The organism is Cytophagales bacterium (assembly GCA_033344775.1).
Classification (GTDB): Bacteria; Bacteroidota; Bacteroidia; order Cytophagales; family Cyclobacteriaceae; genus JAWPMT01.
Window position 1 is genome coordinate 241,147 of sequence record JAWPMT010000002.1, and the last position, 18,734, is coordinate 259,880.

The 18,734-nt window shown below is 46.4% G+C and carries 13 protein-coding genes; all 13 read left to right on the forward strand.

What is annotated here, in order from left to right; translation table 11 throughout:
* Positions 1-162 precede the first annotated feature (162 nt).
* Positions 163-765 (forward strand): DUF4255 domain-containing protein, encoded by a 603-nt coding sequence (locus R8G66_05625; protein MDW3191818.1) that lies wholly within the window; start codon positions 163-165, stop codon positions 763-765.
* A gap of 7 nt (positions 766-772) precedes the next feature.
* Positions 773-1,873, forward strand: coding sequence for a hypothetical protein (locus R8G66_05630; protein ID MDW3191819.1), 1,101 nt, complete (start codon positions 773-775; stop codon positions 1,871-1,873).
* Between the two features lie 14 nt (positions 1,874-1,887).
* Entirely contained in the window at positions 1,888-3,963 is a 2,076-nt protein-coding gene (locus tag R8G66_05635) for a phage tail sheath C-terminal domain-containing protein (GenBank protein ID MDW3191820.1), read from the forward strand.
* A gap of 37 nt (positions 3,964-4,000) precedes the next feature.
* Positions 4,001-5,404 (forward strand): phage tail sheath C-terminal domain-containing protein, encoded by a 1,404-nt coding sequence (locus R8G66_05640; GenBank protein MDW3191821.1) that lies wholly within the window; start codon positions 4,001-4,003, stop codon positions 5,402-5,404.
* A gap of 55 nt (positions 5,405-5,459) precedes the next feature.
* Entirely contained in the window at positions 5,460-5,894 is a 435-nt protein-coding gene (locus R8G66_05645) for a phage tail protein (protein ID MDW3191822.1), read from the forward strand.
* 1 nt (position 5,895) lies between these two features.
* Positions 5,896-6,354: a phage tail protein gene (locus R8G66_05650; GenBank protein ID MDW3191823.1), complete on the forward strand. Its 459-nt coding sequence runs from the start codon at positions 5,896-5,898 to the stop codon at positions 6,352-6,354.
* Between the two features lie 6 nt (positions 6,355-6,360).
* Positions 6,361-6,510, forward strand: coding sequence for a hypothetical protein (locus R8G66_05655; GenBank protein MDW3191824.1), 150 nt, complete (start codon positions 6,361-6,363; stop codon positions 6,508-6,510).
* Complete coding sequence (locus tag R8G66_05660; protein MDW3191825.1) at positions 6,511-7,245, forward strand: hypothetical protein; 735 nt, start codon at positions 6,511-6,513, stop codon at positions 7,243-7,245.
* Complete coding sequence (gene vgrG / locus R8G66_05665; GenBank protein ID MDW3191826.1) at positions 7,238-8,989, forward strand: type VI secretion system tip protein VgrG; 1,752 nt, start codon at positions 7,238-7,240, stop codon at positions 8,987-8,989. Before R8G66_05660 ends, vgrG begins: the two co-directional genes overlap by 8 nt.
* Positions 8,990-9,130: 141 nt before the next feature.
* Positions 9,131-9,409, forward strand: coding sequence for a PAAR domain-containing protein (locus R8G66_05670; GenBank protein MDW3191827.1), 279 nt, complete (start codon positions 9,131-9,133; stop codon positions 9,407-9,409).
* Positions 9,410-9,421: 12 nt separating this feature from the next.
* The gene (locus tag R8G66_05675) at positions 9,422-9,835 is read left to right on the forward strand and encodes a GPW/gp25 family protein (protein MDW3191828.1); all 414 of its coding nucleotides are present in this window, start codon (positions 9,422-9,424) and stop codon (positions 9,833-9,835) included.
* Positions 9,835-14,163 (forward strand): baseplate J/gp47 family protein, encoded by a 4,329-nt coding sequence (locus R8G66_05680; GenBank protein ID MDW3191829.1) that lies wholly within the window; start codon positions 9,835-9,837, stop codon positions 14,161-14,163. The genes R8G66_05675 and R8G66_05680 overlap by 1 nt, the downstream gene beginning before the upstream one ends.
* Complete coding sequence (locus tag R8G66_05685; protein ID MDW3191830.1) at positions 14,160-18,731, forward strand: hypothetical protein; 4,572 nt, start codon at positions 14,160-14,162, stop codon at positions 18,729-18,731. The genes R8G66_05680 and R8G66_05685 overlap by 4 nt, the downstream gene beginning before the upstream one ends.
* Positions 18,732-18,734: the final 3 nt, after the last annotated feature.

Here is an 18,734-nt window from a genome sequence, read left to right on the forward strand (position 1 = left end):
TACTTTAGTAGTGCCTGTCAATTTCCCTCCTGAGTTCTCCTTTTTTTTTCTCTGTTCTCCTCGTTCATTTGAATAAAGACAAGGCCAGCTATTTCGATACTTGATACTCCAGTTTCAAGGGTGTTCAGCGTATGGAATACGGCCGCTTAAAAAAGTAAGAAATTGATCCACCACGCCTTACAATTCCTGACCGATGAGGTGAACACCTATCTCGATCTCATCAATGGTACCACAGATGAAGGAAAGCTGATCCTTACCAATGTGGCCACCCAGGAAGGCAACTGGGCGATCCCACCTAATAGACTGGGATTGTCACTCATCAATATAGAAGAAGAGAAGATCTTCAAAGAACAGCGGTCCTCGTTTGTCAATGCACAGGGGCTGGCTCAGAAATACAATCCGGAGATTAAGATCAACCTTTACATCTTATTTACTGCCAACTACACCAGCTCCATGGCGGAGAACGATGGGGTAGAATACCTGGAAGGGCTCAAGCAACTTTCCTATGTACTTTCCTTCTTTCAGGGCAAGAATGTATTCACCCCGGATAACTCCCCATCATTAGATGGGACGGGTGTACAAAAGCTGGTGGTCGAGTTGTTTTCCTACAACTTCGAACAGCTGTACAACTTCTGGACTGTCCTTGGAGCCAAGTACCTGCCTTCGGTATTGTATAAAACACGGTTGATCCATTTCCAGGATGAGCGTGTGATGGAGCAACAGGAAACACTCAGCAATCTTGACCTGACCAACCTGTCAAAATAGCAGAGAGATGAACTACAAAACCCTTTTCGATATCTCTTTTCTGCATAATTTCTTCGTGAATGGTATGGTCGGAAACATGTCCATCCTGCCTACTGAAGAAACCAGCACCTTGCTGAAGAACCTTAAAATGATCTTCAAAAGTGATGGCGGAGGAGAGCGTGTTTTGTACCGTACGTTCTCTAATACAGCAACACCTTTTGTCGAAGAGGATGGGAAAGTCCAATTCGTATTTACCCTATGCCCACAAAATACAGCTACGTTTCAGAACATCACCAATCTGAATCAAGGCTCTCCGTCCAAAGCATATGGTCGCAGTAAGATCCCATTCTTTGAGAATGATGGCAGTGCGGCATCTAATGATCCAGATGTGCCGGAAGAGATCCGGCATGTACTGTTGGATGCCCTGCGGCCTAAAGTGTTCACCTATTCCTATACCCTCGATCCGGTACCTGTGCCGGAAGAGACCATTCTTAAGGTGACTGGGCCTGATGGTACGGTAGAAACGATCGAATACAATGAGACTTCCGAGATGGCGCCTGATTCCTCGGGATTGTACAATGTACCCATTGATTTTGGTCATAAGGTGAGTGGAAAGTACACGTTCACCGTTCGCAATCAGGCGGATGATACGGACCTGTTAACAGAGATCCTTTATCTGGACAATGTACTTAATACTCAAAATCCGCAAGGGATCATCCAGATCACGTATGACCCTGCAGATGACCACTTGTATGGTACCCCGGAATATTATGGGATCACCTTCATTAGGAAACAAAGCAAGTGGAAATACTACGTGGCTAATAAGAATGGCAACGTGGACTTGAGTAGCCAAATATTAATACTGGACGATGATAGTGACGATGATACTGACATGTCCAACCCTTACGATTCATACAATTTCACCAAAGGCGATGTGCCAGATCCGAACATCGCCATCAATGGGTATGAAACCGTAGTGTTCACTTCTTTAGAAGATATTCCTTTCTATGAAAGGCCCAAGCTTCATCTCAACCTCAAGGTTGATGGTGATGTAGTGATTGAGAATCTTCCCAACCCGCCGTTGGCTGGGGTGTGTGCTGATGTCTCTGAAATTTTTGTATTCCTATAACTTAATTGTAGCACATGTTAAACCCCCGTACCCCAGGTGTATACGTACAGGAACTTTCGCTGCTTCCACCTTCGGTTGCCCCGGTAGCTACGGCCATTCCGGCTTTTATCGGGTATACGCAGAAGCGAGGCAATGGATTTCCCGCGGATACGCCTAAGAGGATCACTTCACTCGTGGATTATGAGCAAATATTTGGCGGTCCTTTCGACGAAAATTACAAGGTCACCATTCAGGATGATCCCGATGATCCAGTCAATAATCCCCCGGTCATCGCGGCTATCAAACCAGGAGCAGACCCGAAAACGTCTCCTTACCTGTTGTATTATGCGATCCAGCATTACTTCGCCAACGGAGGAGGTCCATGTTACATCGTATCCGTTGGATTGTACGATTATGATGATCCGCATATTTTGCCAGATCGATTTACAGATGGAGTAGATGCACTGGAACAAGAGGATGAGCCTACCTTGATCGTCGTTCCTGAAGCAGTAGAACTGGATACGGTGGATAGGACAGATCTACACAATCAGATGCTGGGCCAATGCAACAAGATGCAGGACCGGTTTGCACTGATGGATGTATTGGTAGATGAATCCCGGCTTTCGCTGGATCCGTTGGCGGATGCCAATGATTTTCGCAACGAGGTTGGGACCGAATACCTGAAATACGGGGCGGCTTATTATCCATCACTGAAAACCACCATCACCAAATATTTTGATGACCAGACCGTAAACATTGTTGATAGTAGAGCTTCACCTAAGTATGATAAGGAACCACTCGGTACCTTACTTACCGGTACGGGAAGTGATCCCGCTAAGGCTAGTGGTAAAATTACAATTACAGACTTCAGTGCCATTGCGCCGGATCCTGCTTCTATCGAAGTGGCTGGAACATCCGGTATTTCTTTCGCCGTAGGCGGAGATAATGATGCAACCGCACTCAATATTAAGAATGCTATCGATCTTTCAGCCGCAGCGAGTAAAGTAGACGTTTCAGTCAGTGGTGCAGAGGTTACAATTACGGCCAAAGATGCAGGTGAAGTAGGGAATACTTATACCTTCGCTTATGCTGATGGCGGTGCCATACTTGAACCCTCCGGAGGCACACTGGAAGGAGGCTCAGAAGAAGGTAGAGCATATGCTACCGCTACGATCACGTTTACCAACGGATTTAAAAAAGCACTGGATAAAGCCATCACCATTGCCAGTGAAACACCCATTACGCTGGCCTCGGCGGCGATCATAAAAGACACAGCTGCTGATACGGCTACTTCGCTGGCTGGCGCAATTACCACAGCTTCTTCTCTGGTTTCGGCCGCAGCCGAAGGCAATGTCGTTACCCTTACAGCCCTGGCAGAAGGCGAAGCCGGAAATGGCATTAAGCTGGTTTACAGTGGCTCAGCAGGATTGAGGGTCTCTGGCGCTGAACTCGAAGGAGGTACTGAAGGGGGCGATCAACCCGATGTTGCCTTGTATCAGCGGATTCTAAAGGAATTGAATGCCTTTAAGGTTGATCTTTATCCATCTGCGGCCATGGCCGGTATATACGCGAAGGTAGACCGGAACCGCGGGGTATGGAAAGCACCAGCTAATGTCAGCATGAGCATGGTGCAAAAAACCAATGTGATGGTTTCCGCAGATGAGCAAGGCAGTCTGAATGTCGATGCCAATACCGGAAAATCCGTCAATGTGATTCGATCTTTCGCAGGAAAAGGAACCCTGGTATGGGGAGCACGTACGTTGGCCGGAAATGACAATGAGTGGCGCTATGTGCCGGTCAGAAGGCTGTTCATCTTCATCGAAGAATCCATTGAAAAAGCCAGTGAACCTTTTGTCTTTGAACCCAATGATGCCAATACCTGGGTGATAATGAAAGGGATGATCGAGAACTTCCTGACTTCCCTATGGCGAGACGGTGCACTCGCTGGAGCAGCACCTTCCGATGCATTCTTCGTGAAAGTGGGCCTGGGTGAAACCATGACGTCCCTGGACATTCTGGAAGGCAGATTGAACATAGAAGTAGGTATTGCAGCAGTCAGACCGGCAGAATTCATCATTCTGAAATTCTCCCATAAGCTGCAGGAGTCCTGATTTGAAATTGATTTAAAAACACTTAACACAATAAGATATGCCTACTTATAGTACACCCGGAGTGTACATAGAAGAGATTTCGACCCTGCCCGCTTCGGTGGCCGCGGTAGAAACGGCCATTCCTGCATTCATCGGCTACACCGAAAAAGCGGGTGACGGTAGTCCCACCAAGATTACTTCGATGCTCGATTTTGAAGAGCGCTTTGGGGGACCTTTTAAGGAAGTGCCCACCATCGAGGTAAAGGATACCAGGAACGGAGCCGCACTGACCAGTCGCGAGATCATGGTATCGATCGATGATCCCTCAGTTTTCAAATTGTATTACAGCATGCAGATGTTCTACAACAATGGCGGTGGCGCTTGCTACGTCATGTCTGTCGGAACATACAGTCCGATTGGTGTTTCAGCCGGGGAGATCACTGGTGGGATTGATGAACTGAAAAAGGTCGATGAGCCTACGTTATTGGTCTTTCCTGATGCTACCACGTTGAGCCTTTCTGATTATGGTACGGTTGTGAAAAAAGCACTATCGCATTGCAACTTATTGCAAGACCGCTTCACCATTGCCGATGTAGTAGGAGATGATTTTACAGCGTATCGTGGTGAGTTGGGTATGTCGGATCTTAAGTATGGAGCCACTTATTATCCTGATCTCAATACTTCGCTTAATTTCCTGATCGACCATGAGGTGAGTATTACTCACACTGGGACTCCGGCTTCTCCAACCAATGATGATCCTGATTTGAGTGCTGCGGGTTCCTTTAGTGTGGATGCTTCAGATCCACCAACACTGGCGGATATCCAGCGGGAATACCCCAATGTATACCGTAATATCCAGGCGCAGCTCAATGCTATGTACGTGACTTTGCCACCCTCGGGCACCATGGCCGGTATTTATGCAAGGGTAGATAATAATCGTGGCGTTTGGAAAGCCCCCGCCAATGTGAGTATCAATAATGTGATTGGGCCTACGGTCAAGATCACCAATGATATTCAGGATGGCCTCAATGTGGACCCCACGAGTGGCAAGTCCATCAATGCCATAAGAAGTTTTGTCGGCAAAGGTACCCTGGTTTGGGGCGCCAGAACACTAGCCGGAAATGACAATGAGTGGCGGTATGTGCCGGTAAGAAGACTGTTCATTTTTGTTGAAGAGTCCGTCAAGAAGGCCACGGAATTTGTGGTGTTTGAGCCCAATGATGCCAAAACCTGGCTGAGAGTGAAAACCATGATCGAGAATTTCCTGACTTCATTATGGCGCGACGGAGCGCTGGCAGGTGCCGCGCCCTCAGATGCCTTCTTCGTGAATGTAGGACTGGGAGTCACCATGACCGCTCAGGACATCCTCGAAGGTCGCATGAATGTCGAAATAGGGATGGCCGCTGTGCGTCCTGCGGAATTCATCATCCTGAAATTCTCTCACAAGCTTCAGGAGTCTTAATTCAAGCATAACAAGAGATAACAATAAAATCTAAACGCAAAAACATTTAGTCATTATGGCACAGTCATATCCTATCAGTCTTTTTCACTTCCAGGTCGATTGGGGTGGGTCCAGAATTGGTTTCACCGAAGTATCCGGATTGACCGTTGAATTACAGACCATCGATTACCGGGAAGGTGATGCCCAGGAATATCAGGTTACTAAAATGCCCGGTATCCCTCAATTTTCCAACATCACGATGAAGCGCGGTATCGCAAGAACCGATGACGATTTCGTGACCTGGATCAGTACCGTTCGTATGAATAACATCGAGCGAAGAGACCTGACCATCAGCCTACTCAATGAAGAGCATGCACCAGTAGTCACCTGGAAAGTCAAAGAGGCGTTTCCCGTGAAAGTAGAAGGCCCTACACTTAATTCTACCGGAAACGAAGTGGCCATTGAGTCCATTGAGTTAGCACATGAAGGACTGACAATAGAATTCGCATAAGATGCCCAGATTCGATAGTCATCCGCCTGTAGGTTTCCACTTTTCCGTGGGAATTGAAGGGATCACTTCCGAGCATCAGGGAGTACCCGATATCGGATTTCAGGAAATCTCCGGTATCGGGGCCGATGTAGGCATGGAAGAATACCGCGAAGGTGGAGAGAATCGATTTGCGCATAGACTGGCAAATCCCGTTTCATATGCCAACCTGGTCATGAAGCGGGGTATGCTAATGAATTCTCAGGTGATCCAATGGTTTCAAAAAGAAGTAGAGAGTTTTCAGTTCAAAACTTATGGGCTTACGGTCTATTTGTTGGATAAAGACCATGCGCCTTTGGAAGCCTGGAACTTTATACAAGCCTGGCCGATCAAGTGGTCGGTGGAAGGGCTCAATGCCCAGAACAATGGCTTGATGATCGAGAGCATTGAGTTCTGTTATCAATACTACAAACGGTTATTATAGAAGGTCATGATAGAAATTCGTGAATTGATCATACGCACCAATGTGACCCAAAAATCCCTTGAATCGAAAGGGGTTATTCAAAGTTCCGGCTCTAAAAAGGATGTTTCCGCTATGGAAGAATTGTTGAAAGGATTAGACAATAAGAACGAGCGATAGATGCCAGCTTCTAACGTACAAGCACCCACTGGTGAGCTGGTCAAAATGACCATTTCGCCCTTTGAAGATGAAGACTACAAAACGCCATCATTAGAGGAGCCTTTGGAATTGATGTACAACCCGACGACTTACTCCAGAGAATACGCCAATGTATTTGACGAAGGGGAAGTAGAAGGGAGCCAGAAAACGCTGATGTACAAGCAGACGGAATCACCTACGATGACGTTTGAGTTTCTGTTCGATGCACTGGGCACGTCTATCTCGGGTAGTTCTAATATGGCCCGTCAGATCCTGGCAGATAAAAGAACAGATAAGGTCATTGATTCCTTTCTCGCGTTTGCCTTCAAGGTGCAGGGAGATACCCACGAGCCTCGTTACCTGAGGTTGCAATGGGGCGATTTCCTTTTTGAAGGTCGTGCCGAAAAAGCAACGGTCACCCATAAGTTGTTTGATACCAATGGCTATCCAGTCAGATCTACGGTCAATTGTACCTTTAAGACTCACAAGTCACTGGATCAACAGGCCAAGGAGGTGAAGAAAGAATCACCTGACCTGACCAAACGAAGATTGGTTGGGGAAGAAGATACGTTGCCGTTGATGTCAAATAAGGAGTATAAAGACCCTCAATATTATTTGGAATTGGCACGTATCAATCGCGTCAATAATTTCCGAAGACTCACAATAGGACAAAAATTGATCTTTCCACCAGTACTAAAAACGGAAGCAAATGGCTAACAGAAAATTGCCTGTTCAGGATAAACTAGCCCTGTCTACCTACACGGTATTGGTAGAAGGGGAAGACCTGGGCGGACTGTATGGGTTGAAATCAATGATCGTTTCCAAAACCATCAACAGGATTCCGACAGCTCGAATTATTCTGGAAGATGGCAATGTAGCCAAAGAGGATTTTGAGATCAGTAGTGGCGACATGTTCATTCCTGGCAAGGAAGTGGAGATCAACGCGGGCTATAGCATGAAGGAAGATCCTATCTTCAAAGGCATTGTCATCCGTCATAGTATCAAAACGTCGAGGGCGAGCTCTGCACTGATCGTAGACCTCAAAGATGCTGTAGTAGCTATGACCGCAGGACGAAAGAACAAATACTTCGAAGAAGTGACGGACAGTGATGTAATGGAGGAGTTGCTGGGTACCTACAGTAAGCTCATACCCGATGTGGAGACCACCAAGGTGAAACATCTGGAAATGGTGCAGTACTACGTGAGCGATTGGGACTTCATGGTCACACGTGCTGAAGCGAACGGCCAGGTGGTGTTCGTGGATGATGGCAAAGTGACCGTGAAAAAGCCCGACCTGAGTGCATCGCCAATTGCAGAGCTGGCCTATGGGCACAATGTGTTGGAATTTGAAGCGGGTGTGGACGCTCGGGATCAATATGCAACCACGAAGAGTATGGCCTGGGACTATGCCAAACAAGAAGTGCTTGAAGAAGAAGGCAAAGATCCGGGTTTCGAGGAACAGGGAAACCTGAAAGCCAAGGAATTGGCCGATGTACTGGGGCTGGAATCTTTTGATCAGGTACACTCAGGCAAAGTGTCCGATCAGGAGCTTAAAGCCTGGTCCGATGCCAAGTTGTCCAGAAGTCGATTATCCCATGTTCAGGGTCGGGTGAAGACCCATGGCGGTCATAAAGCCAAACCGGGAGAGACCCTGAATTTTGTGGGTTTTGGAGATCGGTTCAATGGCAAGGCCTTCATCTCATCCGTGACCCATACCATCACACCAGAGGAGGGTTGGTATAGTGATATTCAGTTTGGTTTGCCGCAGGATTGGTTTGTAGAAAAATACGAAAATGTCAGTGCCCGACCTGCTTCTGGGTTGATACCACCTATTCAGGGATTGCAGAATGGTGTAGTTACCAATGTTCATGAAGATCCCGATGGGGAATTCCGGGTAAAAGTCAGGATTCCGGTAATTGATCCTCAAAATGAAGGAGTTTGGGCAAGGGTGGCCGCAGTGGATGCTGGAGCCAATCGTGGCTTGTTTTTCCGACCAGAGATTGAGGATGAAGTTATCGTTGGATTTTTCAATGACGATCCTACTGATCCGGTGGTCCTTGGCATGTTGCACAGTAGCGCCAAAGCTTCTCCTGTAAACCCAGCAGAGGAGAATAACGAGAAAGGTCTCTATACCAAGAGTGAAATGAAGCTGGTCTTTGATGATGACCTGATCAGTGTGACCCTGGAAACGCCTAAAGGCAATAAAATGGTGCTTAGTGAAGATGAAGGTGGCATTACCATGGAAGATGAAAATGGCAATAAGCTGGTGATGAGTGCAGACGGTATCATGATTGAGAGTGCCGCCGACCTGATCATGAAAGCTTCTGGTGATGTAACCATAGAAGGAACCAACCTGACCAGTACAGCACAGTCACAGTACCTCGCTGAAGGAAGTGCCGGGGCAGAACTTTCTTCCGGCGGTCAGGCGGTGATCAAAGGGGCCCTTGTGGCCATCAATTGAAATAGTCGTCCGCGAACAGGGCGATTTGAAAGATTAAGGATACGGAGCGTATCTGCGAAAGATTTTGAATAGGAAGAAAATGCTAGTCCGTAGTTCAAGATCATATGAAAAGAAAGAACAAGAACCTAAAACGAATACAAGATGCCTGCAGCAGCAAGAGTAACAGATACCACGAACCACGGTGGGTCCATCGTGGGACCGGGAGAAGCCACGGTTTTGATCGGAGGCATGCCAGCAGCGGTGTTGGGAGATAATCACGTTTGCACGTTACCCCCCAATGCGCATCAGCCTACGGCGAGCCCTTTTCCTTCAGGCAGTACAACCGTATTGATCGGAGGAAAACCTGCCGTAAGGGTAGGAGATACCTGCATATGCGGAGCGAGTGCGGCAGTTGGAGAACCCACAGTAACGATTGGATAATGAATGAACTTCATGGAAGAGAATAACAACACCATTTTAGGACGTGGTTGGGGATTCCCAATTTCATTTAACCAGGCAAGTCATTCAGTTAATCTGGTGCAGGACGAGGAAGATGTGTTGCAAAGCTTACGAATTCTCTTGTCAACCATTCAGCAGGAACGTGTACTCGAACCAGAGTACGGACTCGACCTGGTCCATATGATCTTCGAACCTTTATCGGTCACTTCGGCTGCCCTGTTGACCCGGAAGATCGAGCAAGCCATCCTGGACTTTGAGCCCCGGATCGAACTGGATAATGTCGATTATGTACAGGATGTCGCTAATGGACGTATCGACATTACCCTGGAATATACGATCCGGGCAACCAACACCCGAACGAACCTGGTTTACCCATTCTATTTCACCGAAGGAACTGATATCAGCTGATGGCCAAGACCTGCTTCGAAAATCCGATCATCAGAGATGGCGTGAGTCAGCAACAAAGACTCACCAAAGCCTTGCTGCCGGAGTATGTAGCAGTGGATGAACGGAAGATTGAAGAACTGAAAACTTTTGTGCTGGAATTTTCCAGAGAACTGCACTTTTACGACAATAACAACGAAACCAGTGGAGACTGGTCTGGCTTCTTTGATCAGCAAGTGAGTCAGGATCAGCGGACCGAGCCACATTTTGCTTTGTTTCAGGCTTTTTTGGAGTTGTTCAGCATTGCTCAGGGCGACCTCAATACCCTGACGGCCAGGCACCTCGACTTTTATTACAAAGATGTCCTGCGACTCAAAGAAAATCCGCCGGTACCGGATCAGGTTTTTATCATATTAGAATTAGCCAAACACGTCGCCAATACCGGACACGTAATCAAAGAAGGTACGCGCTTCAAAGCTGGTAAGGACGAGATCGGGAGCAATATCTTCTATACGGCTCAATCAGAAATTGGGGTCAACAAAGCTACGGTTGGTGAGATCAAAAGCATTTATAGAGATCCTGAAACGAAGCTGTTGCACCAATCGGACATGTCAAACTCTGAAGATGGATTGGGGGCCGAGATCCTGAATGATGCCAGTAGTTGGTATCCGTTTGGTAATGTAACGCGCAAGCAATCAGAAATAGGTTTTGCCTTTGCTTCTCCGATCCTCAACCTGGCGGAAGGCATCCGGAGAATTACGGTCAAACTTACTTTCAAGGAATTCAATGACGAGCAGCTAACGGCATTCTCCAACCTGCATCCGCTAATGCTGAACAATGCCCTCAATTTCTACTTCAGTGGAGAAGAAGAGTGGATCGGACCTTCCGAAATGGATGAAGCCATATTGCAAAGTGAGGAGTACCTGGCCATGGCCGAAGAAGCCGCCATCGAATGGTTGAATGGTGTTCAGACATGGCAGGAAATTACAGGAGATGTCGTTGATTCCCCTTATACAGGGTACGGAGATCAGGTCAATGATTATGGTATTGGTAAAAAATCTGCAAAAGACATCCTTGAGAAACGAGCGGAATTAACGGATCAGAAATTCACGTCCTTGACAGAGGTCAGGGCAGTAGAGGGGGTAGGAGTAGACAAGATCAATGACATCCTCTACACGTTTGGTGCAGCGTATAGGTACAATAACATTTTGATCAGTGTTTCCAAGAAGGAATTGATCATTACCCGAACCATAGGAAAAGACAAACCTGCCATTGTACCCTACAATCAGGAAGTGCTTGTTGATCCTTTGGATACCAATCAGCCGGCCATGAAGGTGGTTCTGGATACCAGCAAGGTCAATCCCGGATCAGCAGAACATGAACCCTACATTTATGAATCTCTGGAGCACCTGGAGATCCAACAAATTGACCTGGAAGTTGATGTCAGGGAGGTAGGAACGCTGGTGGTACAAAACGATCGCACGGTCATGGACCCTTCCAAGAACATGGCTCCTTTTGGCATTACACCTGTATTAGGTAGTACATTTTATATTGGGAATCATGAGGTATTCCAAAAGCAACTGACCCGACTGGACATTAATCTGGAGTGGTTCGGTATTCCTGAATCGGATTTCGCATCCTATTATCAGTATTACGATATTAGCGTAGATCAGCACGATGGCTCAAACCCCATAAGTGCCTCAAATCTCGGTCGTGATAATGCGGCCTTTCGAGCGAATATCGATTTGCTGGACAGACGTAAATGGAATGCATTGGCCAAGGAGGAGTATTTATTTGATGCCACAGGACCGGTTTCGGATCCGGTACCTAATCTGCATCAGATCCGAATAGAAAATACGGAACTGGCGTCGGTCAATAGAGATTGGGAATTGTCACCATCGGATAACTTCAATACTGAAACACAGAAAGGTTTTTTGCGGCTGGAATTAGCCAAACATGATTTTGGGCATAAGGATTATCAGATTGCTTTCACGCATCAGATTTTGGCAGGAGTTAAGAATAATGCCATCGCCAAAATTCCGAATCAGCCTTACAATCCTACCCTCAAAACCGTATCGCTGAATTATAAGTCCTCCGTGTGCTTTAATTGCACGGAACAAGCGTCTTCTGAGATAGAGGTTCCTGAAAAATTCTTTCATCTGCATCCTTTTGGAGCGACGGAACAAGTGGCTTCGGGCAATGCCAACGAACCTTATTACTTCCTACCACAGTACCCCAATGAAGGGGAACTGTACATCGGTTTGGATAATCTCTTACCAGCCCAAAACCTCTCCATTCTGATGCAGGTATTGGAAGGAAGTGAAGATGCGGATACGACTAGACCAGACGTATCCTGGTCGTATTTATCGGATAATCAATGGCAACCTTTCAAATCCCTGGATATCCTCTCAGATACCACCAATGGCCTACTGACTTCTGGGATCATCGATTTCTCATTTTATAAGACCACCACCAATACCGATAGCCTGCTCACCACTGGTAAACACTGGATCAGGGCAACAGTACCCGATGGCTACAAAGCCATTCCTGAATTTGTCAACATCATCACTCAGGCGGTTGTGGCCCAATTTGAGGACAATGAAAATGATCCTAACTACCTGTCAAAGGCCCTGACAGCAGAAACCGTCAGCAAATTAGAGTTCAGTGATTCTTCCATCAGAGGCATTGAACAGCCTTTTGCTTCAGTTGGTGGAGCGGTTCGTGAAGAAAGTACTGCGTTTTATACGAGGGTAAGCGAGCGGCTGCGTCATAAGCAACGTGCGATTACCATCTGGGATTATGAACGATTGATCTTGCAGGCATTTCCATCGGTCTATAAGGTCAAGTGTCTCAACCATACCCGGTACAGCGGCAAGGTTACGTCTTACAATCAGTTGACGCCAGGACATGTTAGCATCATCGTGGTGTCCAATGTGCAAAACAAGAACGCCATCAATCCCATCACGCCCAGGACAAGTCTCAACCGACTGGAAGAGATCAAAGCATATTTGGATGCTTATCGGACTGAGCCCATCGAATTGCATGTACATAACCCTGTCTATGAAAAGATCACCGTGGATTTTAAAGTGAAATTCCGTCGGGGGTATGACAAGGGTTTTTACGAAAGACAACTGGAAGACGAGATCAAAGCCTTTTTGTCACCTTGGGCCTATGACCAACCGGACATTTCCTTTGGTGGTCGCATTCACCAATCACGGATCATTGACTTTATTGACGAACGTGAATATGTAGATTTTGTGACCTGCTTCAAGATGTTTCATTCGATCCAACCAAGTGATGGAACTGATCCTGAACACATGATTGAAATGGAACTAACGACGGAGGCCATTGCTTCCACTTCAGCATCCATATTGAGTTCTGCAGGAGGGATCAATGAGTATGGTAATCACAAGATCACGGTCCTTTCAGATCATGATAATTGTGGAGATTGTGACGATAACCTGATCGATCCGCCACCTCCGGTATTGTCTGCCGATAGCTGTTGCGATGAAACAGATATTTCGGTAGGAAACAAGGACGATCCCTATTCCTATAGTGTGCCAGATATGAGAGCATTCCCTGTGCCACCTCAAACGGAATTGTGTCCACCGATCCCTGAACCAGCCCCGGTTGCCAGTATGCCCAGGGTGGTCATTCATGATGTGACCAATGCCCAATTCAATGTACAACGGCAACGTTCTGTGTATCTACTCAAAGGGGATCATACCTTTTTTGTTCCAATGAATTTCCAATTCAGTCTGTCCGCAACGGTGGTGGAAGTACCTGATGCGAACTCGATAATATTAGAAGGGAATCATACAGAAGAGGGGTGGCTTTTACTTGAAAACTTGTCGGATATCACGAATAATCCTTCTTTCTATCGGATTGCCCGATGGCCAGTGGTGAAGCGACCCGGTTTTGACGGAAAAAATACACGTTTGACATTGATCAAACCGCACAAGATCCAGGTAGGGGATCAGGTGAACTTGTTCAAAAGGACAGGTCGTCGCATCCGTCAGGTTTTCCTACCTAAAGTTACGTCTGAAATGGTGTTCAATAAGACCCGGATCAACCTGCAATTGATCTTGAATGTCGGGCATACGCTCCGGGTACGTCCTGCCAATCATGCAGGCATAGACCGATTGCAACTTAAAGGATCAGAGAACACGATTGACCGGTTCATTGTCTTGCGTTCCGGACTTGGGTTTGATCGATACTCTATCCAGGTGGAGGCTACTGCATTCGATCCTCTGCCAAGATTCAATGACCTGGGATGGCGGGTATTGATGGAAAATGAGAATTACTTCATTGGACCCGGAGATTCTTCGGAAGAAATACTAGTTGATTTATGATTGAAACGATTGCCATATCACGTCAGACACCTGCTATACGAAGCATGGATTTCCAATACCTCAAAGCTGAGGGGATTCGTCGTATCCAGGAGCTTTCAGGTAAGATATGGACGGATTACAACGTTCATGATCCGGGTGTCATGCTCCTTGAGGTGCTTTGCTATGCCCTGACGGACCTGGGTTATCGGACTTCATTTGACATGAAGGACCTGTTGGCTTCCAATCCTAACGACAACATCAATGACGGCTATCAGTTTTTTACGGCCAGAGAAATCCTCCACAACAACGCCCTGACCATACTGGACTACCGCAAACTCATCATGGATGTGAGTGTGCTGGCGGACGAGTCCAATGAGAATAGCGAGATCATTGGGATCAAAAATGCCTGGTTGACGGTGGCAGACCGTGCGGAATACGATGTATTTGTTCATCGTGATAAGAATTTGCTTGCTTACGTTCCTCCTAAATTGGGTGATCAGAATCCCCTGGAAATCAAAGCGCTATACAATGTGGTACTGGAATTCAGTGATTCACAAGTATTCGGCGATCTGAACGTAGATTATCTGGAAGATACTGTACAGGCATTCCATCCAAATGTGGTTGCGCTCATTCAGGGTAATCCAGTTGATAAGCCGTTAGTTGGAATGGCGCCGCACGATCGGGCCTTTTACCAGCGCCTGGAAGGAATGAGTGCCGAAGATTTTGACCAGGTGGTTGCTCAGACCCGAGTGTTGCTCAATCTGACCTTTCGGGTAAAAGTGCAGTTCCCTCGGTGGGATGAGGTCGATTTGAAGTGGACGGACATTCGTGAAGTCAAGAAGTCGATCCAATCTATTGTCTTGACTTATCTCTTTTTGCCTGATGAACTGGGTATCACGCACAAATTGGATGAAGATCACAATATCCTGTTGGCAAGCATCCACGAAGATTTCAAAAGCCGCCCTGTACCCTTTATTGACGAGATCACCACCCGGCTAAACTACGAAGTACTGGGGTATGCAACTAGCATGCTCGTCACCTATCAGACCAAAGTTTTCAAAATACTGGAGATACTGGCTAAGGTGAAATCACGATTACATGCGCATCGAAACTTGTGTGAAGATTTTCTCAGCTATAAGGCCCTCAAAATAGAAGAAATCCTATTGTGTGCTGACATTGAGCTTTCAGTCAGTGCCAATGTGGAGCGTGTCCAGGCGGAAATCTATTTCCTGTTAGATCGGTTCCTGTCTCCGACGGTGAATTTCTACTCCTTGCCCGAGATCCTGATACGGGATTCTGAAGAGAAGAAATATCAAGTGATCAACATCAATCGGGATAAGAATATTCTGACCGTTTCTTCGCTCATCAGACAGGAACTCAACGCCGGAGACATCATCAGCCTTTCGGGCTTTGCCCAGGAGGTACTGGAAGTGACCCTTGTTTCTGCCGAAATCAATCCATTTCAATCAACCTACACCGATTTGAAGGTGGAAGAGTCCGTGCTTAGTTTGATCGATTCAGATCGGGGCTATTTGTTCATTGGCAAGCTGAGTGAAGAGGAGAACAGACTGACAGAACAAGTATTTGAAGGTCCGGCATTGGAAAATGGCTTCATTGATAATGAGGAATTGAAAATAGCCGACCGCAAGCGGTTCATTCATGCTTCAGATATCATCAACCTGATCATGGATGTGGAAGGTGTGGAAGCAGTCAAGAAATTGCAGATTGCAAACTTTCCGCAGGATGAAAATCCCGATATCCTGGCAAAAAGTGTACGATGGTGTTTGGAAATGGCCATTGATCAGGACTATGTACCACGCCTGAGTCCCGGTCGATCTAAACTGACCTTTTACAAAAACGAATTGCCTTTTCAGGCCAATAGCCTTGAAGTAGAACGATTATTTGAGGAAAAGAAAGCCAACCAACGGCCGCAGAAAACAGCTGATCCGATCTTGGATTTTGATGTGCCGGCTGGTGAGTGCCGGGAGTTGTCCGACTATGTCAGTGTTCAGGATGATTTGCCCATAACCCACGGTGTAGGTCCGGCAGGTGTGCCACTGGATTACCTGGATGATGATGCTGCCAAGTTACGCACAGCCCATGCCCGGCAGCTCAAAGGGTTTTTAATGATTTTTGATCAGTTATTGGCCAATTACTTGTCCCAGCTAGATCACGTGAAGGATCTGTTTTCTTTCAACCCCAAGCGCAAATTGAAGGTTGCCGACGAGGATTTTCATCAGAATTACGATTTTCAGGTGGATAAAACCTACTATTCACAGCCCCTGATTGATGTGGTGGATGCTGCAATTGATCTCTATGTGGATTTTGATGGGTTCAATCCTACAGACGATGAAGCCGCCCGAGAACTAAAAAAAGCAGCCTTTAAAGCGGAGCACCTGGAGGTATTACAATCCCTGACGGAAACTGAAGACACTTTTTCGCAAAGAAGAAATAAATTCCTGGATCACCTAATGGGACGCTTCGCGGAGCAATTCACAGACTATGCACTTTTGGCTTATAAACTGGATGGACCTAAAACTGACCTGGAACTCATTGAAGACAAACAGGACTTTCTGAACATTTACCCGGAGATCAGTGCCAATCGCGGTAAGGCTTTCAATTACATCAACCCTTTGCTCTGGCACCTGGATAACGTTTCGGGATTGGTAAAACGAGTCAATTTCATTTCGGGAATTGATCCGGCAGAGCTTGTTGATCTGCAGTTTGATCCGGATCATATCCATATAACCGGAACAGAAGGAGATTTTGGCTTTGAGATCCTATATGAAGGAAACCCCTTGCTGTTCAGTTCGACCACTTACACCACAATGAAGGAGCTTAAATCCGTGGTGGAAAAGGTAATCCTTTATGGTCTTTGTGAGGATAATTACCAAATTACCTGTCGACAGGAGCTGGGAGATCATCTGCTCAGTATCAAGCTTTTTATGGGCACGGAAGTAGTTGCAGCCATAGAAGATAACTTCACAACAGAAGAGGATGCCAGGACGGCCTTGAACAATCTGATCGGTGTTTTTAGAACTGAATTTCTGGACAATCCGCTTTCCAATAGAAATAACTTTTCCTTGCCATTCGATCCTTATTTCGACACCTACTTCGAAGCAGGTGACATTGATCTTACCAACAATACGTTCAAGATCAGATTTAAACTTTTTGCTTCTCCTTTTCAAAAAACGGATGATCAGGTATTGCTAAGTGGTGTATTGGAGGGCGAGATCGAAGTAAAGGATCAGGATTCGGAAGAAGAGGCCAAAATAGCGGCAGAACAAAAGGTAAGGGAGATATTCTGGCAGATCGTATTTTTCGGAGAAGACGATTGTCAATATATACTACGTGAATATGGCCTGGCAATTATCGATACGCGGTTAGGAGAAGACATTGCTGCCGGGGACGTAGCACAGATCAATACCTTATTGGAAGGAAGCATTGTATTGAAAGAAGGGTTGTCTGATTTTGAACAAGCGGTGGCACATTTGAGTGCATTCTTTGGAAGGAATTTCCATCGTCAGGAAGGACTTCATTTGGTAGAACATATTTTGTTACGACCAAAAATCAATGGCCTTTGGGTGCCCATCATCAACAGACCAGACATCCTGACACTGGTACCCGAGACAGATACTTTTATTCCATTGGAGTCGGAACTCACACAATTGGCGAAAGTTTCCGGGTCAGAAATCGTAATTGCTGATGGAGATTTTCGGGATGACCTGCGGTTTAACCTGACATTGACCATTCATTTTGGCGGAGAGACTTACGGGTGCAAGGTGCTTAATTACGCATATGATAATGCGACCAATGAAACACATGTAATCGCAAGAGAGAACATAGCAACGGAACTCAATGGTCGCTCCGATTTGACAATCACATATGAACGTCTGGTTCGGGTGGTGGCCATTGAGGAGGAAACGTTCGAGCTTACCCTCAAAGCGGGCACAGACTTTTCTAAGCTGGATCTTCATGGACCTGAAGGAGAGGAGCCATGGTCCGAAATTCAATTGGTGTCCGCCACACAGGAAACGTCATATGGCTTCTTCAGAGTAGCATCAGTCGACGAAGCCACTCGTAAGATGAAGCTCGATCAAATGATGGTTCAGGACAAGCTCCTGCCCATCTACCTGCCTACCATCGACAATGATATTGAAGGAGGGGAAGACTGTGACGCCTGCAAAGTGGACAACCCTTATACTTATATCGCGCAAGTTGTTGTGCCGGCCTGGCCTGGGCGATTTGATAACATTGATTTCCGAAGATTTTTTGAAAAGACCATACGAATGGAGGCTCCGGCCCATGTTTTTCTGAACATCTGTTGGATCGGATATGATCAGATGGAAGTTTTCGAGAGAAACATGAAAACATGGCTGTTGGAAAATAAATACGAGTTTCCGGTCAGACCCTACAGCGAAGCAGAAGTAGCACAGATAACCGATCTGTCCAAGGCCCACCGTGATCTGGTGGACATCATGTATCAATTCAGAAATATATATCCGGTCAAAACCCTTCACGATTGTGATGAGAGCCAAACCACAGAAGGCGCGATCATTTTGAATAAAACTGCCCTCGGCGAAATATAAAAC